Source organism: uncultured Maribacter sp. (assembly GCF_947500985.1).
In the GTDB taxonomy this organism is placed as follows: Bacteria; Bacteroidota; Bacteroidia; order Flavobacteriales; family Flavobacteriaceae; genus Maribacter.
This window is the reverse complement of sequence record NZ_CANMTX010000001.1, coordinates 562,730-588,037: the sequence shown is the minus strand read 5'-3', so window position 1 is coordinate 588,037 and position 25,308 is coordinate 562,730. Positions and strand designations below refer to the sequence as shown.

The 25,308-nt window shown below is 34.6% G+C and carries 25 protein-coding genes; 14 read left to right on the top strand and 11 right to left on the bottom strand.

Features of this window, described 5'->3' with window-relative positions; genetic code table 11:
• Positions 1–2: 2 nt before the first annotated feature.
• The 12 genes from dapA to Q0871_RS02610 all read left to right on the top strand — a co-directional run bounded on the left by dapA (position 3) and on the right by Q0871_RS02610 (position 11,969).
• On the top strand, positions 3–893 hold the full coding sequence (gene dapA, locus Q0871_RS02665) for a 4-hydroxy-tetrahydrodipicolinate synthase (RefSeq protein ID WP_299317560.1): 891 nt from the start codon (positions 3–5) through the stop codon (positions 891–893).
• Positions 894–1,012: 119 nt separating this feature from the next.
• On the top strand, positions 1,013–1,840 hold the full coding sequence (locus tag Q0871_RS02660) for an outer membrane protein assembly factor BamD (RefSeq protein ID WP_299317559.1): 828 nt from the start codon (positions 1,013–1,015) through the stop codon (positions 1,838–1,840).
• 17 nt (positions 1,841–1,857) lie between these two features.
• Positions 1,858–2,184: a DNA-directed RNA polymerase subunit omega gene (locus Q0871_RS02655; protein ID WP_133672899.1), complete on the top strand. Its 327-nt coding sequence runs from the start codon at positions 1,858–1,860 to the stop codon at positions 2,182–2,184.
• Positions 2,185–2,189: 5 nt separating this feature from the next.
• On the top strand, positions 2,190–3,395 hold the full coding sequence (gene coaBC / locus Q0871_RS02650) for a bifunctional phosphopantothenoylcysteine decarboxylase/phosphopantothenate--cysteine ligase CoaBC (protein WP_299317556.1): 1,206 nt from the start codon (positions 2,190–2,192) through the stop codon (positions 3,393–3,395).
• On the top strand, positions 3,388–4,281 hold the full coding sequence (locus Q0871_RS02645) for a DUF4835 family protein (protein ID WP_299317943.1): 894 nt from the start codon (positions 3,388–3,390) through the stop codon (positions 4,279–4,281). Before coaBC ends, Q0871_RS02645 begins: the two co-directional genes overlap by 8 nt.
• 55 nt (positions 4,282–4,336) lie before the next feature.
• Positions 4,337–6,004: a DNA repair protein RecN gene (recN, locus tag Q0871_RS02640; protein WP_299317554.1), complete on the top strand. Its 1,668-nt coding sequence runs from the start codon at positions 4,337–4,339 to the stop codon at positions 6,002–6,004.
• 162 nt (positions 6,005–6,166) lie between these two features.
• Positions 6,167–6,973: an SDR family oxidoreductase gene (locus tag Q0871_RS02635; RefSeq protein ID WP_299317551.1), complete on the top strand. Its 807-nt coding sequence runs from the start codon at positions 6,167–6,169 to the stop codon at positions 6,971–6,973.
• Positions 6,974–7,028: 55 nt separating this feature from the next.
• Positions 7,029–8,036 (top strand): glycosyltransferase, encoded by a 1,008-nt coding sequence (locus Q0871_RS02630; RefSeq protein WP_299317549.1) that lies wholly within the window; start codon positions 7,029–7,031, stop codon positions 8,034–8,036.
• Positions 8,036–9,001 carry a hypothetical protein gene (locus Q0871_RS02625; protein ID WP_299317547.1) on the top strand — a complete coding sequence of 322 codons (966 nt, stop codon included), beginning with the start codon at positions 8,036–8,038 and terminating at the stop codon, positions 8,999–9,001. Before Q0871_RS02630 ends, Q0871_RS02625 begins: the two co-directional genes overlap by 1 nt.
• The gene (coaE, locus tag Q0871_RS02620) at positions 8,998–9,582 is read left to right on the top strand and encodes a dephospho-CoA kinase (RefSeq protein WP_299317545.1); all 585 of its coding nucleotides are present in this window, start codon (positions 8,998–9,000) and stop codon (positions 9,580–9,582) included. The genes Q0871_RS02625 and coaE overlap by 4 nt, the downstream gene beginning before the upstream one ends.
• A gap of 83 nt (positions 9,583–9,665) precedes the next feature.
• Positions 9,666–11,249 (top strand): sensor histidine kinase KdpD, encoded by a 1,584-nt coding sequence (locus Q0871_RS02615; RefSeq protein WP_299317544.1) that lies wholly within the window; start codon positions 9,666–9,668, stop codon positions 11,247–11,249.
• Between the two features lie 6 nt (positions 11,250–11,255).
• Complete coding sequence (locus Q0871_RS02610; RefSeq protein WP_299317543.1) at positions 11,256–11,969, top strand: response regulator transcription factor; 714 nt, start codon at positions 11,256–11,258, stop codon at positions 11,967–11,969.
• A gap of 54 nt (positions 11,970–12,023) precedes the next feature.
• On the opposite strand, the gene Q0871_RS02605 is transcribed toward Q0871_RS02610, so the two are convergent.
• From Q0871_RS02605 to Q0871_RS02575, 7 genes are read right to left on the bottom strand one after another with little or no spacing between them, the layout of a single operon-like run.
• Complete coding sequence (locus Q0871_RS02605; protein WP_299317541.1) at positions 12,024–12,512, bottom strand: gluconokinase; 489 nt, start codon at positions 12,510–12,512, stop codon at positions 12,024–12,026.
• 4 nt (positions 12,513–12,516) lie between these two features.
• Entirely contained in the window at positions 12,517–13,425 is a 909-nt protein-coding gene (miaA, locus tag Q0871_RS02600; RefSeq protein ID WP_299317540.1) for a tRNA (adenosine(37)-N6)-dimethylallyltransferase MiaA, read from the bottom strand.
• Positions 13,418–14,278 carry an ion transporter gene (locus Q0871_RS02595; RefSeq protein ID WP_073244742.1) on the bottom strand — a complete coding sequence of 287 codons (861 nt, stop codon included), beginning with the start codon at positions 14,276–14,278 and terminating at the stop codon, positions 13,418–13,420. The genes miaA and Q0871_RS02595 overlap by 8 nt, the downstream gene beginning before the upstream one ends.
• 1 nt (position 14,279) lies before the next feature.
• The gene (locus tag Q0871_RS02590) at positions 14,280–15,647 is read right to left on the bottom strand and encodes an exonuclease domain-containing protein (RefSeq protein ID WP_299317537.1); all 1,368 of its coding nucleotides are present in this window, start codon (positions 15,645–15,647) and stop codon (positions 14,280–14,282) included.
• Between the two features lie 40 nt (positions 15,648–15,687).
• Positions 15,688–16,341 (bottom strand): YggS family pyridoxal phosphate-dependent enzyme, encoded by a 654-nt coding sequence (locus tag Q0871_RS02585; RefSeq protein ID WP_299317535.1) that lies wholly within the window; start codon positions 16,339–16,341, stop codon positions 15,688–15,690.
• 24 nt (positions 16,342–16,365) lie between these two features.
• Positions 16,366–17,256 carry a 3-hydroxybutyryl-CoA dehydrogenase gene (locus tag Q0871_RS02580; protein WP_299317533.1) on the bottom strand — a complete coding sequence of 297 codons (891 nt, stop codon included), beginning with the start codon at positions 17,254–17,256 and terminating at the stop codon, positions 16,366–16,368.
• On the bottom strand, positions 17,253–18,227 hold the full coding sequence (locus Q0871_RS02575) for a Gfo/Idh/MocA family oxidoreductase (RefSeq protein WP_299317531.1): 975 nt from the start codon (positions 18,225–18,227) through the stop codon (positions 17,253–17,255). The genes Q0871_RS02580 and Q0871_RS02575 overlap by 4 nt, the downstream gene beginning before the upstream one ends.
• A gap of 146 nt (positions 18,228–18,373) precedes the next feature.
• Here Q0871_RS02575 and Q0871_RS02570 point away from each other — a divergent pair, with 146 nt between their 5' ends.
• Entirely contained in the window at positions 18,374–19,015 is a 642-nt protein-coding gene (locus Q0871_RS02570; protein ID WP_299317529.1) for a protein-L-isoaspartate(D-aspartate) O-methyltransferase, read from the top strand.
• Here the strand turns inward: Q0871_RS02570 and smpB are convergent.
• The gene (smpB, locus tag Q0871_RS02565) at positions 19,012–19,473 is read right to left on the bottom strand and encodes an SsrA-binding protein SmpB (protein ID WP_299317527.1); all 462 of its coding nucleotides are present in this window, start codon (positions 19,471–19,473) and stop codon (positions 19,012–19,014) included. The genes Q0871_RS02570 and smpB overlap by 4 nt on opposite strands.
• Before the next feature lie 80 nt (positions 19,474–19,553).
• Entirely contained in the window at positions 19,554–20,096 is a 543-nt protein-coding gene (locus Q0871_RS02560; RefSeq protein ID WP_299317526.1) for a histidine phosphatase family protein, read from the bottom strand.
• Between the two features lie 84 nt (positions 20,097–20,180).
• On the opposite strand from Q0871_RS02560, the gene Q0871_RS02555 reads away from it, so the two are divergent.
• Positions 20,181–21,818, top strand: a complete 1,638-nt coding sequence (locus tag Q0871_RS02555; RefSeq protein WP_299317524.1) for a PorP/SprF family type IX secretion system membrane protein — start codon at positions 20,181–20,183, stop codon at positions 21,816–21,818.
• A gap of 57 nt (positions 21,819–21,875) precedes the next feature.
• Here Q0871_RS02555 and Q0871_RS02550 read toward each other — a convergent pair whose 3' ends face one another.
• Together Q0871_RS02550 and clpB are read right to left on the bottom strand one after the other, a co-directional pair.
• Positions 21,876–22,469, bottom strand: a complete 594-nt coding sequence (locus tag Q0871_RS02550; RefSeq protein WP_299317523.1) for a TetR/AcrR family transcriptional regulator — start codon at positions 22,467–22,469, stop codon at positions 21,876–21,878.
• Positions 22,470–22,580: 111 nt separating this feature from the next.
• Entirely contained in the window at positions 22,581–25,181 is a 2,601-nt protein-coding gene (clpB, locus tag Q0871_RS02545; protein ID WP_299317522.1) for an ATP-dependent chaperone ClpB, read from the bottom strand.
• Positions 25,182–25,308 lie beyond the last annotated feature (127 nt).

Sequence of the window (25,308 nt, the reverse complement as noted above, 5' to 3'; positions counted from 1 at the left end):
TTATGAAAGATTTAAGGGGAGCAGGAGTAGCGTTGATAACGCCTTTTAAAGAAGATGGATCAGTAGATGTAGAGGCTCTTAAAAAAGTTGTAGCCTTTAATATTGAAGGCAATATAGATTATTTGGTAGTATTAGGCACTACTGCCGAATCGGTAACCCTATCAAAAGCAGAAAAGCTACTAGTTATGCGTACCGTTGAAGAAGCCAATCAAGGTGCATTGCCTTTAGTTATTGGTATTGGCGGTAATAATACCATGGCTTTGGTAGAAGAGTTACAATCTGCGGATTTATCTGCATATGATGCCATTCTATCTGTTTCTCCATATTACAATAGACCTACGCAAGAAGGTATTTATCAGCACTTCGCAGCACTTTCGCAAGCATCACCGTTACCGATTATTTTATATAATGTACCTGGTCGTACCGGTAGTAATATGTTGCCAGAAACAGTAGTACGCCTAGCAAAGAAATTTGATAATATAGTAGCAGTTAAAGAAGCTTGCGGAGATATGACCCAAGTTCAGGAACTAATATCAAAAAGACCAGAAGGTTTCTTAGTACTTTCTGGAGATGATATTTCGGCATTACCAACAATAGTTGCCGGTGGTGACGGGGTAATTTCAGTTATTGGTCAAGGTTTACCAGAAGAATTTTCAAAAATGGTTCATGAAGGATTAGATGGTAATACTGAAGTAGCCTATAGCTACCATTATAAAATGCAAGATGGTATGAAGTTGATTTTCGAAGAAGGAAACCCAGCAGGTATCAAAGTTATTTTTGAATATTTAGGCTTGGCAAAACCCCTTGTGAGGTTACCATTAATAACGGCAAGTGATGCTTTAAAGCATAGAATTGTTTCATTTATGGAATCTATGATACGCATACCAGCATAAATATTCGTTAAATCTTCACTTAGTAGGACATTCTTGTGGTGTAAAGCCTGTATTTTTATTGGTTTAAAATGTTTTTTAAATCCATTGATAATCACTAATTTTGCAAAATGTTTTTTAAAATGAGGAGAGTTTTTCCATTACTATTGATTGCCATTGCTTTACAATCTTGTAGCGAGTACCAAAAAGTACTTAAGAACGATGATGTAAAAGCGAAATACGACATGGCCGAAACTTTCTACGAAGAAGGTGATTTTAGAAGGGCTAACAGATTACTTGAGCAAATTGCGCCCAAGTATGTAGGTAAGCCTCAAGGTGAGCGTGTTATGTTCTTTTTATCTAATAGCTACTTTCAGCGAGAAGATTACAATATGGCAGGCTATCAGTTTGAGCGTTTTGTGAAATCGTATCCAAAAAGTGATAAAGCCGTTGAAGCTACTTTTTTAGGAGCCAAAAGTTTCTATAAATTATCTCCAGAGTATTCTTTAGATCAGACCGATACAGATAAGGCGTTGTTGAAATTACAGAATTTCATAAACACATATTCAGAATCTGAGTTTTATGCCGAAGCCAATACTATGGCGCAAGAGCTTACAACAAAAAAGCAAGAAAAGGCGTTTGAAATATTAAAGCAGTATAACAAATTGGGTGAGTTCAATTATGATATGCTTAAATCTGCAGTAGCGGCGAGCGATAATTTTGTGTCAGATAATCCTGGTTCTCCTTTTAGAGAAGAAGCAATGTTTATTAAGGTTGAAGCATTAACGCACATGGCTGTGAATAGTTTTGAGCAATTAAAAGAAGAACGTTTAAAAAATGCCAAGTCTGCTCATGCGGCAATGAAAAAGCAGTTTCCAGAATCTAAATTCGATAAGGAAGCTACAGATTTAATTGAAAAAATTGATAAAGAATTACAACGCATGCAAGCGCAGGTCGTTGAATCAAAATAAATAATTTAATTATGAATATGAACGATTTAAAAAACTCTAAGGCATCGGTATCTACGGTAACTATTAACCGTAATGAGTTTGATGCTCCTACTGAAAATATCTATGAGGCTATTTCAATTGCTGCAAAGCGTGCTGTTCAGATTAATTCTGAAATTAAGAAAGAGCTTTTAGAGAAATTAGAAGAGTTTGCTACTTATAGCGATAGTTTAGAGGAGGTTTTTGAAAACAAAGAGCAAATTGAGGTTTCTAAGTTTTACGAAAAATTACCTAAGCCACACGCAATGGCGGTAGAAGAGTGGTTGATGGATAAAATCTACCATAGAAATACAGAAAAAGACGCTTAAGATATATGTTGAACGGCAAAAATATTCTTTTAGGAATCACAGGAGGAATTGCCGCTTACAAAACAACATTCTTAGTTCGTTTATTTATAAAAGCTGGCGCTAACGTTAAGGTCATACTTACCGATAGCGCCAGTTCTTTTGTTTCCCCACTTACTCTAGCTACTTTGGCTAAAAACCCGGTAGTGCTTGATTTTGTTAAGACAGAAGACAATACCGTCGACTGGAACAATCATGTAGAAATGGGGCTTTGGGCAAACTTAATGGTCATTGCACCGGCTACTGCGAATACTATGTCTAAAATGGCTAGCGGTAACTGCGACAATATTTTAATGGCTACTTATTTATCGGCAAAATGTCCAGTTTTTATTGCACCGGCAATGGATCTTGATATGTACAAGCACCCAAGTACCAAAAGTTCTTTAGATGCGCTTACTTCTTTTGGTAACATGATTATACCGGCAACAAGTGGCGAGCTTGCTAGTGGTTTACATGGCGAAGGTAGAATGGCAGAGCCAGAAGATATTGTAAGCTTTATTAAAAAGCAGTTATCTGATGGATTACCATTGTCAGGTAAAAAAGTGTTGATTACTGCAGGTCCAACCTACGAAGCAATAGACCCTGTTCGTTTTATAGGAAATCACTCCTCAGGATTAATGGGTTTTGAACTCGCTAAAACAGCGGCAAGTTTAGGTGCAGAAGTTTATTTAGTGACTGGTCCTACACATTTGTCTGTTACTAGCGACAATATTCATGTTGTTAATGTAGTTTCAGCAGACGACATGTATCATAGCGCACAAAGATATTATGAAACCTCAGATATCGTAATTTGTGCAGCAGCTGTAGCGGATTATAGACCTAAGTCTGTAGCAGAACAAAAGATTAAAAAATCCGAAGAAAACTTCACTATTGAATTGGTGAAGAATAAAGATATTTTAAAAACCTTCGGTGATCATAAAAAAAATCAATTCTTAGTCGGTTTCGCCTTAGAAACTGAAAACGAAATTGAAAACGCAAAAGGTAAACTGAAACGCAAAAATTTAGACGCCATCGTATTGAATTCTATGCGAGATAAAGGTGCTGGTTTTGGTGGCATTACCAATAAAGTTTCATTTATAGATACCAATTCTAACATTACTACGTTTGAACTAAAGACCAAGGCAGAAGTTGCCGTGGATATCTTCAATGAAATTATTAAAAGACGGTATGCGTAAGGCTGTATTTCTATTACTTTTTACCTTTATTATTTTAGTTGCAAATGCTCAAGAATTAACTTGTGCAGTTACGCTCAATTCTGATCAACTATCTCAAGGTGATCAACAGGTTTTTAAAACCCTAGAGCGTTCGTTGAATGATTTTATTAATAAGACAAAGTGGACAAATAGAGTGTACAAAGAGAACGAAAGGGTAAATGCTCAAATGTTCATCACCATCACTTCCTATGAATCCAATAATTTTAGTGGTAATATTCAAATACAATCTTCTAGACCAGTTTATAATACCTCATATTCATCTCCGGTTTTTAATTATAAAGACAATGCGTTCAATTTTCAATACATTGAATTTCAACCTTTAATTTTTAATGAAAATCAGTTCGAATCTAATTTGGTAAGTGTGATGGCATATTATGTTTATGTAATATTAGGGTTGGATGCAGATACTTTTTCCTTAGAAGGAGGAACGGAGTTTTATAGAAAGGCACAGAATATTGTAACTCAAGCTCAGGGTAGTAATTCTGCCGGATGGAGCCAATCTGCCGATTCAAACAGAAGTAGATTTGAATTGATAGATAATCTATTATCAAATACCTATAAAGAGTACCGTATTGCGATGTATAATTATCACAGAAAAGGGCTGGACATATTACCTGATAACAATAGTACGGGCAAGCAAGTAATTGCAGGTACTATGAATTTGTTTCAGACGATGATCAATAGAAGACCAAATGCATTTTTGATTTCAACTTTCTTTGATGCAAAATCAGAAGAGATAAAGAATATTTTTTCTGACGGACCAAAAGTAGATATAGTGAAGCTTAAAGAAACTCTCAATAAAATAGCACCATTATACGCAACTACCTGGAACGATATTAAATATTGAACCATTTTACAAAACGGAATTATAGATTACCTTTGTGAATCTAAAATTCTAACGCGTGCTATCAACCCTTTCCATTTCTAATTACGCATTAATTGATCATCTAGAAGTAGACTTCAATAAAGGTTTCACGGTTATTACCGGTGAAACAGGTGCAGGTAAATCTATTTTACTTGGCGGATTATCTTTAGTGCTAGGTAAACGTGCAGATTTAAGCTCTTTGCGAGTTAAGGATCAGAAATGTATTATAGAAGGTACTTTCAAAATAGACACGTACGGACTCCAGAATTTTTTTGAAGAAAACGACTTGGACTATGAAGATAGTACGGTTATTAGGCGAGAGATTTTACCTAGCGGTAAATCGAGAGCATTTGTAAACGATACTCCCGTTACTTTAGGTGTCTTATCAACCTTAGGAGAAAATCTTATTGATATTCATTCTCAGCATCAGACCATGCAACTTACCGAAAACGACTTTCAGTTGAAATTAGTCGATGCATTGGCAAACAACCAAAAACGGTTATCAGAGTATAGAAAAGGGTTAAAAACTTATCGAAAGGCTCAGAAAGAACTTGATAAACTTATTGAAGTTCAAAGTACAGCCAATAAAGAGCAAGATTATAATACGTTTTTATTAGAAGAACTTGAAAAGGCACCATTGAAAGTAGGTGTCATTGAAGACTTAGAGGAAGAATACGAACAACTGAATAATGTTGAGTTGATTATGGAACAGCTGTCAAAAGGAGATCAGTTGTTTAATGACGAGCAAATTGGTGTTTTGCCTTTGGTAATAGAAATGCGTCAATCACTTTCAAAATTGGTCGACTTTGGATCGAACTATAATGATTTATTCGAGCGCGTAAAATCTGTACTGATAGAATTAGATGATGTCAGCTCGGAATTGCAACGATTACAAGAAGGAGTAGAAGCGAACCCTGATCAGTTAGAACAGGTGAATAACAAACTGCAGTTGTTATATAATTTATTGAAAAAGCATAATGTTAGCGACGTAGCTGAATTGATTATTATTAAGAATGACCTTGCAGATAGAGTTTTTGAAACTGCCAATTTAGATGACAAAATAATATCAAAAACTAAAGAAATTCAAGAGTTAGAAGCAATTTTAGAGGGGCAAGCAGTTGTTTTGAGTAAAAAACGTAATTCCGTAATTCCGCAATTAAAGAAAAAACTAGAATCTGATCTTGGTTTGTTAGGTATGCCTAGTGCATCATTCGAAATAAAACTAAGTACCGCAGAAGCATTTACAGCTACGGGTAAAGATGAACTTTCATTTTTGTTTACGGCTAACAGAGGCGGTAGTTATGGAGAATTGAAAAAAGTAGCATCTGGTGGAGAATTGTCAAGAATAATGTTGGTAATTAAAGCGATACTGGCTAAGTATGAAAAACTACCAACTATCATGTTCGATGAAATAGACACAGGTGTATCTGGAGAGATTTCTAACCGCATGGCAGATATCATGAAAGATATGAGTACCGATTTGCAGGTATTCTCTATTACACACTTACCACAAGTAGCATCAAAAGGAAACCATCATTTCAAAGTTTTTAAAACGGAAGGTAAAGAACGTACCATGACGAATTTAAAGCAATTGACAGATGATGAAAGAGTAGTGGAATTAGCCCATATGCTAAGCGGAAAAGATTTGTCAGATTCTGCGTTGGCACATGCAAAAGAACTATTGAATGCATCATCGGGTGCTTAAAGCACTATATTTTTAGAATTTGTAATTGGTCTTACGACAACCAAGTCTTTAAACACTTAAAATAAGGCTGTTGTTTTTAGGGTTTTTAAGTACCACTTCAATTCTGAATTAACATATTTTAGATATCTTTGAATATTAAATCTAACTATAGAATCAACCAGCATGGGATATAACTTATTAAAAGGAAAAAGGGGAATTATTTTTGGAGCACTAGACGCGAATTCTATTGCATGGAAAACAGCACAAACAGTACACGCAGAAGGTGGTACTTTTGTATTGACAAACGCCCCAATTGCCATGAGAATGGGTCAAATAGATCAATTGGCTAAAGAAACAGGTTCAGAAGTTATACCAGCAGATGCTACCAGTGTTGAAGACTTAGATAATTTAGTAGCTAAGGCTGTTGAAATTTTAGGTGGAAAAATTGATTTCGTATTGCATTCTATCGGTATGTCGGTTAACGTACGTAAAGGTCGTGCTTACACAGATGAGAAATATGATTTCACAGCAAAAGGATGGGATGTATCAGCCCTTTCTTTTCATAAAGTATTACAGTCACTTTATAAGGCAGATGCTATGAATGAGTGGGGTAGTGTTGTAGCGTTGACCTATATGGCAGCACAAAGAACATTCCCAGATTATAATGATATGGCAGATAACAAAGCATATTTAGAGTCTGTTGCTCGTAGCTTTGGTTACTTTTTTGGTAAAGAGAAAAATGTACGTGTAAATACAATTTCTCAGTCACCAACTGCAACTACAGCAGGACAAGGAGTAAAAGGCTTTGATGGTTTTATTAGCTATGCAGAAAAGATGTCTCCGTTAGGGAATGCTTCAGCTCAAGATTGTGCTGATTATACCATAACATTATTCTCTGATCTTACGAGAAAAGTGACTATGCAAAACTTGTTTCATGACGGTGGTTTCTCTAATACAGGGGTTAGTCAAGAAGTTATAGAGAAGTTTTAATCGTAATTTTAATTTTCCAATTTTGTTGGAGCCTATTTATTAAAGGAGGGTAATCATGGACTTATCGTTTTCTTTTATCATTCCCGTATACAATAGACCCAACGAAATTAAAGAATTGTTGGACAGTCTACGTTTACAAACCTATGACAAAACTTTTGAGGTGGTTATCGTCGAAGACGGATCTACCATTTCATCTGAAGAAGTCATAGGTGAGTATGTAGACTCTTTGGCTATATCATATTATAAGAAACCTAATTCTGGTCCTGGTGATTCTCGTAATTACGGAATGTCTAGGGCAAAGGGAAATTACTTAATAGTCTTAGACTCTGATTGTATTTTACCACCACAGTACCTTGTGGAAGCAGAAAAGAGTTTACAAGAAGATTATGTGCATTGCTATGGCGGTCCAGATGCAGCACATGAATCTTTTTCTACCGTTCAAAAAGCAATTAATTACGCTATGACCTCTTTTCTGACCACAGGCGGAATTCGTGGAGGAAAAAAAGCGGTAGATAAATTTCAGCCCAGAAGCTTTAATATGGGCATTTCGAAAGAAGCTTTTGAAAATGTTGGCGGATACGGAAATATTCACCCGGGTGAAGATCCAGATTTAACGATACGTATTTGGAATAAAGGGTATAGAACAAAATTGATTTCAGAAGCATTTGTATATCATAAAAGAAGAATAGACTGGAATAAGTTTTACATTCAGGTAAATAAATTCGGTATGGTACGCCCAATTTTAAATAAGTGGCATCCAGAAACAAAAAAGGTTACGTATTGGTTTCCGACCGTTTTTTGCTTCGGGTTATTGGTTTCGATTATATTGGCGATAGCAGGGTTTATGGTGCCATTGTATTTTTACTTTTTATACTTTCTACTTTTATTTATAGATGCCCTTCGTAAAACTGGTAATTTAAAAGTAGCCTTTCTATCTTTAGTGGCAACTGCGATACAATTTTTTGGATATGGGTACGGATTTTTTAAATCAACCCTGTATATTAATACCACTGATAAGAAGCCAGAGGAAATTTTTCCGAAATTATTTTTTAGAGCGAACTGATGGAACGTTTAATAGAGTGGGTAAAAACAGGGCTAAAGAAAAGAAAGGTAAAAGTCTTTCTTGTGTTCTTATTATGTGCATCACTCGCTTGGCTAATTAATAAATTATCGCTAACCTATACTAATAACACTACTTTTCAAGTAGAATATATTAATATTCCTGAAGAATTCTTATTGGCGAATACTCCTAAAGATGAAATTCAAGTACGGTTACAAGCTGCTGGATTCCAGTTTTTAGGATATGAACTGAAACCCAAGCATATTCAACTAGATGTTAGTAAGGTGATGCATAAAGATGGTAGTTACTATCTAACGTCTGACCAAATTAGAATTCAATTAGAATCTCAACTTAACAATTATAGTACACTGACCGATTTTGAAAGCGATGCAATATATTTCGATTTTACTTCTTTAGAGACTAAGAAAGTGCCGGTGAAGGCATTAATAGAAATGACTTTCGCTACTAATCATATTCTTGAAGGTAATATTATGATTGAGCCAGATTCTATTCAAATATCTGGGCCTAAAAGCCAAATAGATACTATAAATCAAATAAGAACTGAATTGTTTAAATCAGAAAATGTAAATAGCTCATTTTTAAATGAAATTATTTTACAATTACCAAAGCAATTAAAAGGAACTACATTTTCTAAACAAAAAGTAAAGGTCTCTGGTAAGGTGGTCAAATTTTCTGAACAGGTTATAAAAGTTCCTGTTCATGTCATTAATCTACCTGAAAATATAAAGGTTCGTACTTTTCCAGAAATTGTTGAAGTTCGTTGTCAAGGTACTTTAGAGCATTTGAAACAATTGGAGGTAGAAGATTTTTCAGTAGAAACAGATTATGCTAAGGTGTCGAAAGAAACAGAAAATAGATTGTCTGTGAAATTGGTGAAATACCCAAGAACGCTAAATAATGCTGTAATGAGTACAAATGAAGTCGAATTTATACTTCGAAGAGAATGATAATAATTGGTCTTACAGGAGGAATAGGAAGTGGCAAATCTACTGTTGCTACTATGTTCAAAGAACTAAGTGTTCCGGTTTACGACTCAGACCAACGTGCAAAGTATTTAATGAATACTTCTGTCATTATCAATAAACAATTGGTGCAGCTGTTGGGGGATGAAGCTTATGAGAAAGGTAAGTTGAACAGACCGTATATAGCAGCGAAAGTTTTCAATGATTCCGAACTATTGGCGAAACTTAATAATATAGTACATCCGGTAGTAAGGCAGGATTTCATAGATTGGACAAATGAACAAGACTCATGTTATGTAATTCAAGAAACAGCATTGTTATTTGAGAACAAATCGCAAGAATTATACGATGACGTAATTTTGGTAACAGCGCCAAAAGAAATACGCATTGAGCGAGTATTAAGTAGAGATAATAGTACAAGAGAGCAAGTTGAAGCTCGTATGAATAATCAACTTGAAGATAAAATCAAATTAGAATTAGCCAATTTTATTATCGAAAATATCGACTTAGAAAGAACTAGAGAAAAAGTTCTTCAAGTTCACGCATCTATACTTACTGACTGTTAGTAATTTAGCAATTTTAACATTTTTGTTAAGGTTAGGTTAAACGTACTATCCTCTAACTGTTAAATCTTTAATTTTAACACCCAATGAACAAAAAGTTATTTGTGCTCTTAGTGGTTTTAATGAGCCTTTCACTTATTGGTCTGATTTTCGTTCAAAGTTTCTGGATTAGTAAATCCATAGATAGTGGAGAAGAACAATTCTCTAGCAGTGTTTCTGAAGCATTGAACAGTGTCACCAATAAAATTACCGAAAGAGAATCTAAAAACTACTTCGACAGGTATTTACATGCAAAGGATAGTGCAGGAGGAGAGCTTAAAGGTACTCAGCTTACTAATTTTTTCTTTATTGATAGAGATGTCAATTCTAATGAAATATTGTTGTATGAACACGGTATTTTAGAAGAAGATTACGGAATCTCGTCTACGTTCTTTGATAGTAGTGATGGTGCAGATACTACCATCATTAAAAGTTATACCAGTAAACGTACAACTTCAATTTTTAGAGAAGATCCTGACTTGGAGGGTAAAACACCACGTTTAAATCCTATCCAAAGATTTGAAAAAATCGGAGGACTTAATAAAATGGAGAAGGCTGCCATGGAAGATGTTTTTATGGTTTATGCCAAGCGTGTTCCTATTCATAAGCGTGTTTCTAAACAAGAAATTGAGTTGCTTTTACAACGAGAGTTAGAGAATAGAGGAGTTGATATAGCATTTGAATATGGAGTGTATAGCAATGGTTTACCGACCAAAGTGAGATCATCTAAATTTAAATATGCAGAATCGAATATTTATAGATCACCCATGTTCGTAGATTATGAAGGAGTTTCAAATTTCGATTTGTTAATTTCCTTTCCTAAGAAAAAGCGATTCTTGGTACAATCTATTTTAGGTCTCGCAATGCTTTCATTATTGTTTACCATAATAATAGTTGTGGCTTATGCAGGAGCAATTTATCAGTTAATTCGTCAAAAACAGATATCTGAGATAAAAACAGATTTCATAAATAATATGACGCATGAGTTCAAAACTCCGATTGCGACCATAAATCTTGCTGTTGAGGCGATTAGAAATCCGAAGATAATTAATGATCAAGAAAAGGTCTTAAGATATCTACAGATGATTCGCGATGAGAATAAAAGAATGCATGCTCAAGTAGAAAATGTATTGCGAATATCTAAGTTGGAAAAAAATCAACTTGATATTAGTAAGGATAGGGTAAATGTTCACGACATAATAGAAGATGCTATCACTCATGTACAATTAATAGTTGATGATAGGGGGGGATATATTCATACACATTTAGATGCTGAGCGTTGTGAAGTTTTAGCAAATGAAATGCATTTTACCAATGTAATCGTCAATATGTTGGATAATGCGATTAAGTATTCTGAAGAGGCACCTAAAATAGATGTGTTTACAGAGAGAGCTAAAAATTATATTATTATTAAAGTACAAGATCAAGGTGCTGGTATGAGTAAAGGTGTGGTTAAGAAAGTGTTTGAAAAATTCTATCGAGAGCATACAGGAGATATACATAACGTAAAAGGACATGGATTAGGATTGTCTTACGTTAAAAAAATAGTAGAAGACCACCAAGGCGAAGTTTATGCCGAAAGTGAAAAAGGAAAAGGAAGTACATTTTACATAAAACTGCCGTTAATATAAAAATATATGGAAACAATAAACAAGAAAATACTTTTAGTAGAGGATGACCCGAATTTTGGGATTGTATTGAAGGATTATTTGTCAATGAATGACTTCGATGTCGTTTTGGCGAAGAATGGAATGGAAGGTTTTGAGAAGTTCAAAAAAGATAATTATGATATCTGTATTTTAGATGTTATGATGCCTTATAAGGACGGTTTCACATTGGCGAAAGAAATTCGTGAGAAGAATGAGAATGTTCCAATTGTTTTTTTGACGGCAAAAACAATGAAGGAAGATGTTCTTAAAGGATATAAAGCTGGTGCAGATGATTATTTGAACAAGCCTTTTGATTCTGAAGTATTACTAATGAAATTAAAAGCAATTCTTCAAAGAAAAGCTTCTAATGGATTAGCTGATAGCAAGAAATTTGAATTTACAATAGGTGGTTTCCAATTAAATTCTAAATTGAGATTCTTGAAATATAAAGATACCGAGGCAATTAAACTTTCTCCTAAAGAGAATGAATTGTTACGTCTATTGGCTTTACATGAAAATGATTTAATGCCAAGAGAATTAGCTTTGACTAAAATATGGAGAGACGATAACTACTTTACGTCTCGTAGTATGGATGTTTACATTGCTAAATTACGTAAGTATCTTAAAGTTGATGATACGGTAGAAATATTGAATATTCACGGTGAAGGTTTCCGTTTGGTGGTAAAGACCGAAGGAGAATAATTTTCAACAAGAACAAGTATAAAAAAAGCATCATATTAGGATGCTTTTTTGTTTTTATAACTTTTCGATAATATGATTTACAATGTCTTCGGGCGTTTGATCTATTGAAACTGTAAGGGCATCTAAGGGAGTTTCAAGGTCATCGAATTGAGATTGCAATAATCCCGCAGGCATATAATGGTTCTTTCGTTCGTTCAATCGAGTGTTTATAAGCTCAAAACTACCTTCTAAATAAACAAATTGATGATTGTTCGCTAGGTTTTTGCCTAGTATGGTTCTATACTTTTGTTTTAGGGAAGAGCATACAATAACCGCTCCAGTAGATAAATTCTCGATACCAACTTCGTTGAGTTTCTCTAACCAGCCCTGGCGATCATCATCGTTTAATGGGTGGCCTTCTTTCATTTTCTTAACGTTCGCTTCTGGATGAAAACTATCGCCGTCAAAAAAAGGGAATTGTAATTTGTCAGCGAGTAGCTTACCAATAGTAGATTTTCCACTACCTGAAACACCCATTAAGAATAAGATTTGTTTTTTAACCATTTTTTTAATTTACAATATCATTATCAATTTCTGATAATAGTGTTTTAGGGTCGTAATCGTATTCAACCCACTGAGTATCTTTATTTCTTAAAAACCATGTCAATTGTCTTTTTGCAAATCTTCTGGTATTTTTCTTAATTTCAGATATAGCGAAATCTAAAGTCCATTCACCATCAAAATAGTTAAAAAGCTCTTTGTACCCAACCGTTTGCAAGGCGTTTTGCTCTTTGTACGATAACAAGCCTTTTGCCTCTTCTAAGAGTCCGGCTTCGATCATTAAGTCTACACGTTTATTAATGCGTTCATATATTAACGGGCGTTCAGCTTTCAATCCAACAGATAAAACTTTAAATTCTCTATCTGCTTTGGGTTTGTTTAAAAACGAAGAATAGGGGCTGCCACTACCAATAGCAACTTCTAATGCCCTAATAACCCTTTGAGGATTATAGATGTCTACCTTTTCAAAATATATAGGATCTAGTTGCTTTAGTTTCTTTTGTAGTGGTCTTATACCATCTTCAGCTAGTTCTAAATTTAACTTTTCACGGATAGATGGGTCTACTGTAGGGAAAGTGTTTAAGCCATCGGTAACTGCATTTACATAAAGTCCGCTACCACCAACCATAATTACTACATCATGTACTTTAAAAAGGTCGGATAGTTTTTGAATAGCTTCCCGTTCAAAATCACCAACGGTGTATTCTTCTGTAATGCTTTTGTGTTGTATAAAATGATGATTAGCTTGTTCTAGTTCTTCTAAACTAGGTACAGCAGTACCAATATTCATTTCTTTGAAAAACTGTCTAGAATCAGCTGATATAATTTCTGTTTTATAATGCTGGGCTAAAAGTATTGCCAATTTGGTCTTACCAATGGCTGTAGGGCCTACTACTGATATAAGTATTTTATTCATTTAATATTGATCCGCAATTATAACAATGGGTGGCATCATCTCTATGACCTTCTTTGCTACATGTTGGACAGGATTGTGTGTTTATATGAACATAGCTGCCAGAATCCTTCAAGTTAGAAGTGTCTTCTCTGCTTTGTTTTGAAAATTCAGCCGTAACCATCCCTGTCGGTACGGCGATTATGCCGTAACCTAAGAGCATAATAATGGTGGCAATTGCTTGTCCTTGTGGGGTAATTGGTGCAATATCGCCATAACCTACGGTGGTAAGTGTAACGATGGTCCAGTAGATACTTGTGGGTATGCTCGTGAAACCAGCTTCATCACCTTCTATTAAGTACATGAGTGTTCCCATCATCACCGATGCAATAAGCACTGCAAATAGAAAAACGGTAATTTTTGCTCTACTAGCTTTTAAAGCTCTTTTTAATTGCGAGGCTTCCCCAAGAAAACGAGCAAGTTTTAAAATACGAAATACACGTAATAATCTAAATGCACGAACGGCTAAAAGGACTTGAGATCCTGCAAAAATATAAGATATATATAACGGGATAGTAGATAAGAAATCTATGATTCCGTAAAAGCTAAATATGTAATGACTTGGCTTTTTGATAGAGATAATACGAGCAATATATTCAATTGTAAAAAAGATGGTTACTATCCATTCCAATACAAAAAGAATTTCATGATATTCGGCATCAATAGCTTTAACACTTTCGAGCATGATAAGAATAACACTGAAAATGATAATAACGAAAAGAATAATATCGAACAGTTTACCCATAGGGGTATCTGCTTCATAAATTATTTCATGAATTTTACGTTTCCAGGGTGATAGTTTTTCGTCTTCCTTCAAACTAATCGTTTATTTCTACTATTTTAAGTACTCTCTTCTTTCTTAAATAAGATTCAATAAGATAATTAGCATCGCGAGTACCGTTCATAGGGGTGATTATGCTTTCTAAGATATGAATATTATTTATTTGATAGTTGAGATCATAGAATCCAAATCCGACTAAAGAACCATTTCTGATTAAAATAGCACTTTGTTCCCCAATTTCTCGACCTTTATCTACCACTACAACATTCTTACCGTTAATGTTGTTTTTAGTAGTTGCAGCAATAACACGTTTATTGTATTCCGCTACATCTTCCTTGTTTATACATGCACCTTTACAATTGCCTTCGTCATAACCAGAGCAATTATTACGAGCTTCGCTAATGCCGTTTAATTTCTCACATAGGTCAAACTCTTTTGTAATTTTATATAAATAATTCTTAGCACTAAATATTCCGTTAAAAAGTCCTAGTGGCTCTTTACATTCTCTATAAGGTTTAATTTCTAACGAGAAATAGTCATTTTCATTAACGCTTTTGCAAATAGCGTGACTATACATTCTTTTTTTAGGTATGGTACTGTATTTAGGTCTAAGCTTTAATAGTTCTTCGTATTCCTTTAAAATGGCAACTAGTTCATTACCTGTAAGTTCAAAAGTAACTTTTTTAGTGTCTTTGGTTAGCTTTCTAGATTTGTCGTTGGTTTTGGTGAAGATTTGATTGACCCTCTTTTTGATATCACTTGATTTACTAAGATGAATAATATCACCATCTTTATTATGCATATAAAAGACGCCCGTTTTATTGGGTAGGTCTCTTACGATATCTAATTGTTTTTCAGAGAGCTCACCTTGGGTTTCTTTTCTAATAGTGTCTTTAATGATAATTTTTTCAGAGTCCTTGGCAAGTAATAGTTTAAAGAGTTTTATTGTTGCCAAGGCATCACCATTAGCTCTATGGCGATCACTTACAGGTATGCCCAATGATCTAACCAACTTGCCTAAACTATAAGATTCGGCATCGGGTAATAATAATTTAGATAAATCTACGGTACAAAGGGTTCTACGTTCAAAATTATACCCTAAACGTCTAAATTCTGTTCGTAAAATTCTATAATCGAACTGAGCATTGTGCGCTACAATAACCGTATCTTCTGTAATTTCGATAATGCGCTTAGCTACCTCGTAAAATTTAGGGGCGGTTCTGAGCATTTTACTATTGATGCCGGTTAGTTTTACAACAAATGGTTGTATTTCCCTTTCAGGATTTACCAAGCTTATAAATTTGTCAACTACTTTTTGACCATCAAATTTGTGAATAGCAATTTCAGTGATTCCCTCTTCATTAAATTTTCCTCCAGTAGTTTCAATATCTAAAATTGCGTACATGTATTATAATATAATTTATGGGGTAGTAATGTTTTAGATATTAATTTCTAGATCCAAAGATACTACTTCCTATACGTACCATGGTGCTACCTTCTTCAATTGCGATATTGTAATCACCGCTCATACCCATAGATAGGGTAGTGAAATCTACATAATTACTTTTAAGTTTTGTAAAAAGTGATTTAAGGCTAGTAAATTCTCTACGTACTTGATCCATGTTATCGGTAAAGGTTGCCATACCCATTAATCCCGCGATTTTCACATTCTTGAAAGCTTTGAATTCTTCGTTAGCCACTAAATCAAGTAGTTCTTCTTCGTTAAACCCGAACTTGGTATCTTCTTCTGCTATATGTACTTGTAATAGACATGAAATAACCCTATTATGTTTTTCTGCTTGTTTGTTTATTTCTGCCAATAATCTAGGGCTATCAACACCGTGTACCAAAGAAACGTATTCAGCCATGTATTTGACTTTGTTACGCTGAAGGTGCCCGATCATATGCCATTCAATATCTTTTGGCATATTCTCCCACTTTTCGGTCATTTCTTGAACTCTATTTTCTCCAAAAATTCGTTGTCCCTCATCATACGCTTCTTGAATGTATGATATGGGTTTCGTTTTTGATACTGCAACCAAAGTTACCGTGTCAGGAATGTTCTTTTTAATGGCTAATAGATTTTCTTTTATAGACATATAACTATGAATTCTTAGATGCTTTTAGTTTGTAAATTGGCTTGATACTACCTCAGCTTTTCTGCTTTCAGCGTAATCATAAAATCCTTCTCCAGATTTAACTCCTTTTTTACCTGCCATTACCATATTTACTAATAGAGGTGATGGTGCGTATTTAGGGTTTTTGAATCCATCATGCATTACATTTAAGATAGAAAGACAAACATCTAAGCCTATAAAATCTGCTAATTGTAATGGACCCATAGGGTGTGCCATACCTAATTTCATGACCGTATCAATTTCTTCAACACCAGCAACACCATGATGTAAAGTTTCAATTGCCTCATTAATCATGGGCATTAAAATTCTATTGGCTACGAAACCAGGGTAATCATTTACCTCGGTCGGAGTCTTTCCTAATTTTTTAGAAAGCTCCATAATTGCAATTGTAGTCCCGTTAGAAGTGCTATAGCCTCTAATAATCTCTACTAATTTCATGATCGGAACAGGATTCATGAAATGCATTCCAATAACTTTTTCCGGTCTACTAGTGGCTGCGGCTATCTGAGTTATGGAAATAGAAGAAGTGTTTGATGCTAAAATGGTATTTGTATCACAGACATCATCTAGTTCTTTGAAAATTTTCAACTTGATGGTGACATTTTCTGTGGCAGCTTCAATGGCAAGATCAACCTTGGATACACCTGCTTTCAATTCTGTAAAAGATTTGATATTTGCTAGTGTATTTTCTTTGTCAGATATAGTTATTTTTTCTTTGGCTACCATTCGGTCCAAATTCTTGGCAATGGTAGCAAGACCTTTATCTAAAGCTTCTTTAGAAACATCAATTAAGTGAACCTGAAATCCGTTTTGAGCAAATACGTGGGCTATACCATTACCCATTGTACCTGCACCTATAACTGCTATTATATTCATATACTCTTTGGATTAAATGCTGCAATTATTTGTAAAGCAACTTTTAGTGCTTGTGTACCTTGTTTTAAACTTACTACAGGGGTAGTATTGTTGTTTATTGCCTCTGCAAAAGATTCAAGCTCATCTAAAATGGCATTGTTGGTCTCAATAGATGGATTCTCAAAATAAATCTGCTTTTTAATACCTTCTGCATTCTGTAAAATCATGTCGAAATCTCCAGGTTCTTCTGGTGCATCTTTCATTTTCACGACTTCAACTTTCTTTTCTAGAAAATCTACCGATATATAGGCATCCTTTTGAAAGAAGCGCGATTTTCTCATGTTTTTCAAAGAAATTCTACTAGCTGTTAAATTAGCAACACAGCCATTAGCAAACTCTAATCTAGCATTTGCAATATCTGGTGATTGACTAATAACTGAAACTCCGCTAGCATTAACCTGTATGACTTGAGAATTTACAACACTTAAAATAGCGTCGATATCATGAATCATTAAATCTAAAACTACAGGGACATCTGTACCTCTAGGGTTAAATTCAGCCAATCTATGAGCTTCAATGAACATTGGTTCTTTGATAGCGTGTTTTACAGAAGTAAAAGCAGGGTTGAAACGTTCTACATGTCCGACTTGTCCTTTTATGCCATATTTTTTTTCTAAGGCAAGAAGTGAATTAGCTTCTTCTATAGTATGGGTGATTGGTTTTTCAATAAAAATATGCTTACTTTTTTCAATAGACTTTTTAGCACAATCGTAATGTGAAAGTGTTGGAGTTACGATATCAACAACATCAACGGCATCAATTAAATCATCGAGGTTTTTGAAATAGGTATATCCGAACTCTGAACTTACTTTTTCTCCGTTTGAACTATCGGCATCGTGAAACCCTATCAGTTCATACTTTTTAGATTCGTTTAGAAGTCTAAGGTGGATTTTACCTAGATGCCCAGCTCCTAAAACACCAACTTTTAGCATTTATTTCGTTTTTACCAAAAATACGCATAGTTAGGTACTTTTATCCTATGCGATATTTCAATTTTATAAAAAATAGAGATTAGTTTTCATTGCTTCTTCTGTCGTTTGAAGAACTTTGTTAACTTTGAAGGACAAACCGACTACCATTGAAAGATACCTTAAAACACAGGGGAATGCGCAACCATTTAGCGCAAGTATTGATAGACAAAGGAATAGCTGATAAAAAAGTGCTAGATGCCGTTAGAGAGATACCTAGACATTTGTTTATTGATAGTAGTTTTGAGGGGCATGCCTATCAAAATAAAGCGTTTCCTATTGCTGCAAACCAAACAATTTCGCATCCATTTACCGTTGCTTTTCAAACTGAATTACTAGAAATCGAACCTGGACAAAAAGTTTTGGAAATTGGTACGGGTAGTGGGTATCAAACTGCCGTTCTTTTAAAACTAAAGGTTAAAGTGTATACTGTTGAAAGACAGTTAGAATTATTTAAGAAAACCAATCTCTTTTTTAAGAAGATGGGGTATAGACCTAAGCAAGTAATTTTTGGCGATGGTTATAAAGGCTTGCCTAAAGAAGCACCTTTTGATCGTATAATCGTAACTGCCGGGGCGCCAGTAGTACCAAAAGCATTATTAGCTCAATTAAAAGTAGGAGGTAGGTTGGTAATACCTATTGGTTTTGAAGAACAGATAATGACATTATTTGTTAGAACCACAGAAAAAGAATTCTCTAAAACCGAATACGGTTCTTTTAGATTTGTGCCTTTACTAGAAAATAAAAATTAATTATTAAAATTCTTTTTAATACGATCAAGATCTCTCTTGTTGTCACGGTCCTTAATAGACTCTCTTTTGTCGTAAAGCTTTTTACCCTTTGCCAATGCAATCTGCATTTTTGCAAAACCTCTTTCGTTGACAAATACACGAAGTGGTACAATGGTTAAGCCAGATGTATTTACTTCTTTGCTGAGCTTTTTAAGCTCTCTTCTTTGTAGAAGTAATTTACGCTCTGCCTTAGGTTTATGGTTAAAATGAGATGCATGAGAATACTCGTCTATTTGCATGTTAATTACAAATAGCTCATCTCTATCGTTAAACTCACAAAAACTTTCTGAGATAGAAGCTCTACCTTCTCGTATAGCCTTAATCTCGGTACCCGCTAGAACGATACCTGCGGTATATTTATCTAAAAGCTCATATTCAAAACGAGCTCTTTTATTCTTAATGTTTATTGTATTCTGCATCTTAGGCAAAAGTAAGAACAATTAAAAGAATGTCTTAGCCTTTTTAAACTAATTGCTGGTGTTATGAAAAGACGGAAATATTAATCAGGACAGTTACAATTGAAAATAAGTTTTTCTACAGAAGACGTACCATTAATTATTTTAACAATAAATAGAGTTCCATTCTCACTATCGTCGATATCAAAATATTTTTGCTCATCAATTAATTTATTAACAAACTCAGGTGTAGTGTTGCTGTGACCAACAACTAAAACGTTGTTATTTAAATTGTCTGTTTTAAATTGAGCAATATCGATCGTGCTAGGGTCGTAATATTGAACATCGATATTTTGCTTCACAGAGGTTGGTGCAGCAGTCATTGCGGTTCTGTTGTAGTCAGTAGAATAAATAGCGTTTAATTCTGTATCCGCAAGAATTTCTGCCCAATGCATAGCTCTGCCTAGTCCTTTTTGGTTTAACTCCGGGTCAGCATCATCAGGATTATTTCTGTCCTTTTCTGCATGTCTTATAAGGTAAAATGTGGAAATTGAAGTTTCTTCTTGGGATTTGTCAATTACTGGTTCATCTTTGCAAGAAAGATTGATTGCTAGCAAAATGAAAAGAACAATTTTGAATGCTTTCATGAAATTATGTTTGGTGTATTAAATTAATAACTAAAATTACTTCAAAATAGTACTATAAATAGTCTATTTTTTGTTTTTTTGCATATGAAAAATTTTTGTGGGGCGCTTCTTATTGGATTTGTAGTTCTAGGTCTTAAGGCTCAAGAAGTCGTTTTGCCTACTGATTTTAGGCAACAAAACCTCACGGAATATAACGGGAGCTTGATAAATCCTGCTTATAGTTTAGATCGCAATAATCCTTCTTCAGTAGCTTTGTGGGCTAGATGGCAATGGCAATCTTATGATGGTGACCCAACCTCGTTATTTTTAAATTACACAACAAGACTTAATGATGTTTCTGCTGCTGGTGTTGGTTTTTTTCAGCACAATACAGGAATTTTCTTGAATACCGGCGCAGCTCTAAACTATGCTCATACCATAGAATTGAGTGAAGGTGTTGTTTTAGGTGTTGGTTTAAACGTATTCGCTTTTCAACAGAAGTTAGCAGATGATCGCTTTTTTATACCTAACCCGTTACAGACTACTGCGGAGAATGATTTTATTCTGCAAATGGCACCAGGAGTTAATTTAAGTATTGATAGATTTAATATTGGTTTAGTATCTGAGAACTTATTCGATTATAATTTCACTTCTAATGAGCGTAACTCTAGTCCTGATGATAGATTGTTTCAGGCTTTGGTGAGTTATGATATTCCGATTAGTGTTTTAAGTACAGATGATAGTTCGCTTTTAAGACCCATGTTGTATTATAAGACGATTCCAGGTTTGGATAATCAAGTCGGGCTGACTACATTGTTAACGACCAATAAATATTGGGCACAAGCAGGGTATAATAGTTTTTACGGATTCTCTGGAGGTGTTGGAGGTCGTTTCTTTAAGCGATTCTCTTTTGGTGCGTTAATTGAAGTGGGTACTAGTTCAGATTTAAAGGGACAAGATCCTTCTTTCGAATTGGTAACATCATATAAGTTAGGTACGCTTCAAACACCTGAAGAAAAACTCGAAGAACAATTGATTGCCCAAGAGGAAAAACAAAAAGAAGATGCCCTTGTTAAACAAGAGGAGAAAGAAGTATTGTCTAATGAACTGACTAAGGCAGAAAAGTTAGCGCTTAAAAGGGAGTCTAAAAAGCAAGAGCGTTTAGCACTTATTGAAAGCAATAGATTAAAAGATTCAATTCAGGCCGCTTCAAGAAAATCTGATTTGGTTGTAAAGGAATCGAAAAGAGATATCAGAAGAAAAAGAGATTCTGTAGAAAATGCAAGGGCAGCACAAGCATTAGCTTCTGCAAAAGCATTGAGGCAGCAGAGACAACAAGATTCAATTGCTACGGTAATGAAGAGAGAATCTGAGGCAATTGCATTGGCTCAAAAGCATCGTCAAGATTCTATAGCTCAAAGTGAAGCTTTAGCAATGCGAAATGAAGTTGTAAAGGTTAAAGCTGGTGAGAAGTATGAAGAAGTAACCAAAGAAGGTTCTTTAGAGCCTGGTTATTACTTAATTGCCAATGTATTTGGTACTAAGAAGTATTTAGACGCTTTCTTGGTAGATATGCAGAAAAAAGGAATCAATGCAAAATCATTCTTTAGGCAAAAGAATAAGTATAATTATGTTTATCTAGCAAAATACAACTTCATCAAAGAAGCTAGAGAAGCTAGAGACTCCAAATTAGGAGGGAAGTACACTGATAAAATCTGGATATTCAGGGTTACGGGGGAGTAGTAAATCTAACTAATCTAGTTTGTACCGTTTAGAAAACTTAAAGAGTGATACAAAGGTTTATTTAAGTTCTCTCTTAATTAATACATCTAAATAAGTTACTGTATTCAGTAGGTATTTACGGTCTTTTGTAATCGTAGCCATTGCAATGGCACCTTGAATAATCGTAAATAATTGTTTTGAGAATTGTAATGGAGAAACCGGTAGTTTAAGCTCTCCTTTATTTATTCCGTTTTCAAAGACTAAGGCTATTTTTCCTTCAATATCCTTTATGGTTTCCTTTGCGGCGGCAGCAAGTAGTTTGTTATTGTGTTGTGCATCTATACCAACGTTTAAAATAGGGCAACCACCCATTTTCATGGTGAATATGTCGTACTTTTTATAGAACTCAATAAGATTCTCAATTTTGGCCATAGCCTTACCTTCAATTGATAAATGTTCATCGATAGCAGTTAACAGTAAGCTTCTGTTGTATTCAAATGCCGCTAACGCTAATGCTTCTTTATTTTCGAAATTACCGTATAGCGCACCTTTGGTTAAATTAGTTGCATCGGTTAAATCGCTCATAGTTGTGCCTACATACCCGTGTTTATTAAAAACGGGTGCGACAGTCTCAATAATAAATGCGGTAGTTCTTTCGGCTTTGGTTGACATAATAGACTGTTTTATGTAAAGATAAATAATCTATACTGTATGGTATATACTGTTAATAAAAAAAAGCGCTCATATATTTCATATGAACGCTTTTCTAACAAATTTTAAAAATTATACTGTAATTTCCTCTTGATTTCTAAAAACTAAACTATTGTCAAAGGCGTCAAGTAAAACAACGCTGTCAGCTTTAATTTCACCACTTAGTAACGCTTTAGACATATTATTTAGAACTTCTTTCTGAATAGTTCTTTTAACCGGTCTTGCACCAAATTGAGGGTCGTAACCTTTCTCTGCCAAATAATCTATAGCTTCTTCTGTAGCATCTAAAGTAATTTGTTGTTTGTCTAACATTTTCTTTAAACTTTCCAATTGTAGTCTTACAATTTCTTTGATGTTGTCTTTAATCAAAGGTGTAAACATTACAATATCATCAATTCTATTTATAAACTCAGGTCGAACAGTTTTCTTTAAAAGACCCAGAACTTCAACTCTAGCGGTCTCAGCTGCACTAACAACATCTACTGCATTTTCAAATGTTTCTTGAATAATGTCACTACCCATGTTACTTGTCATGATAATAATTGTATTCTTAAAATCAGCAACACGACCTTTGTTATCAGTCAATCTACCTTCGTCTAATACTTGTAATAAGATATTGAAAGTATCTGGATGCGCTTTTTCGATCTCATCTAAAAGCACAACAGAATAAGGTCTTCTACGAACCGCTTCAGTCAATTGTCCGCCTTCATCATAACCTACATATCCTGGAGGTGCACCTACAAGTCTACTAACCGAATGTCTTTCTTGATATTCGCTCATGTCTATTCTTGTCATGGCATTCTCATCATCGAATAAGTACGACGCCAAGGTTTTAGCAAGCTCAGTTTTACCGACACCGGTAGTTCCTAAGAAAAGAAACGAACCAATAGGTTTTTTAGAATCTTGGAGTCCGGCTCTACTTCTACGTATAGCATCAGAAACTGCTTCAATAGCTTCTTCTTGACCTACCACGCGTTTGTGTAAAACTTCTTCAAGTTTCAATAGCTTTTCGCGTTCACTTTGCAACATTTTAGTAACAGGTATGCCTGTCCATTTTGCAACTACTTCTGCGATATCATCACTAGTAACTTCCTCTTTTATTAAAGTACCTGCATGTTGTTGCTCTGCTAAGTCATCTTGTAGCTTAGTTAAACTCTCTTGCGCTTCTTTAATTTTGCCGTATCTAATTTCTGCTACTTTGCCATAGTCGCCATTTCGTTCAGCGCGTTCAGCTTCAGCTTTAAAATTTTCAATGTCGAGTTTTGTCTGTTGAATATTATCAACTACAGATTTTTCACTTTCCCATTGTGCAAAAATTTCATTTCGCTCTTCTTTTATGTTGGCTAAATCTAGATTTAATACCTTAAGTTTTTGCTTGTCATCTTCACGTTTAATCGCTTCGATTTCAATTTCGATCTGCATTATTTTACGATCAAGCACATCAAGCTCTTCTGGTTTAGAATTAATTTCCATTCTAAGTTTAGATGCAGCCTCGTCCATAAGGTCAATAGCTTTGTCTGGCAAGAATCTATTGGTTATATACCGTTGTGATAATTCAACAGCAGCAATAACCGCCTCATCTTTAATACGTACTTTATGATGAGCTTCATACTTTTCTTTTATACCTCTAAGGATGGAAATAGCACTTTCAGTATCTGGCTGGTCTACAACCACCTTTTGAAATCTTCTTTCAAGAGCTTTGTCTTTTTCGAAATACTTTTGATATTCATCTAAAGTAGTTGCGCCAATAGATCTTAACTCGCCTCTTGCAAGTGCTGGTTTTAAAATATTAGCGGCATCCATAGCGCCTTGTCCGCCGCCTGCACCAACAAGCGTGTGTATCTCGTCAATGAATAAGATGATATTACCATCGGCACTAACAACTTCTTTTATAACAGCTTTTAGTCGTTCTTCAAATTCACCTTTGTACTTGGCACCAGCAATTAAAGCTCCCATATCTAAAGAGTAAATTACTTTATCCTTTAGGTTTTCAGGAATATCGCCCTGAATAATTCTATGTGCTAAACCCTCAACTATAGCGGTTTTACCCACACCAGGTTCACCTACTAGAATAGGATTGTTTTTAGTACGTCTAGATAAAATTTGTAAAATTCTACGTATTTCTTCGTCACGCCCAATTACGGGATCTAGTTTGCCTCTATCTGCTAATTCATTAAGGTTTTTAGCGTATTTATTAAGTGAGTTATAGTTGTCTTCAGCACTTTGCGAAGTAACCTTGTCGCCATTACGCAATTCATCTATTGCAGCCATTAAATCTTTCTCGGTTGCTCCTTGATCTTTTAAGATTTGGGATATCTTACTTTTAGATTTTAAGATGGCTAAAAATAGATGCTCTATAGAAACATATTCATCTTCCATTTTTTTGGCGATGATACTAGCTTCGTTTAAAGTCTTACTGGCTTCTCTAGAAAATTGTAAGTCACCGCCTTCAACTTTTGGAAAGCTTAAAAGTTCTTTTTCTAAAATTTGTTGAACTAGTGAAAAATTAATCCCAAGCTTTTTAATTAAAAAGGGCATTACATTTTCTTCAACTTCGGTAAGTGCTTTAAATAGGTGTTCGTTTTCAATTTGCTGATGTCCGTTATTTTGGGCAATCAGCTGGGCTTGTTGAATAGCCTCCTGTGATTTTATTGTGAAATTATTTATATTCATATTCTTTAGGTTTTAGTTAATTGTAATACTTTTGATAGCTAATATTCAACAATCTTACCAATTAAGATTTCAGGACAAAATGGCTGAAAAATCAAAAAATAGACTGACAATTAGTCAGCTTAGATGT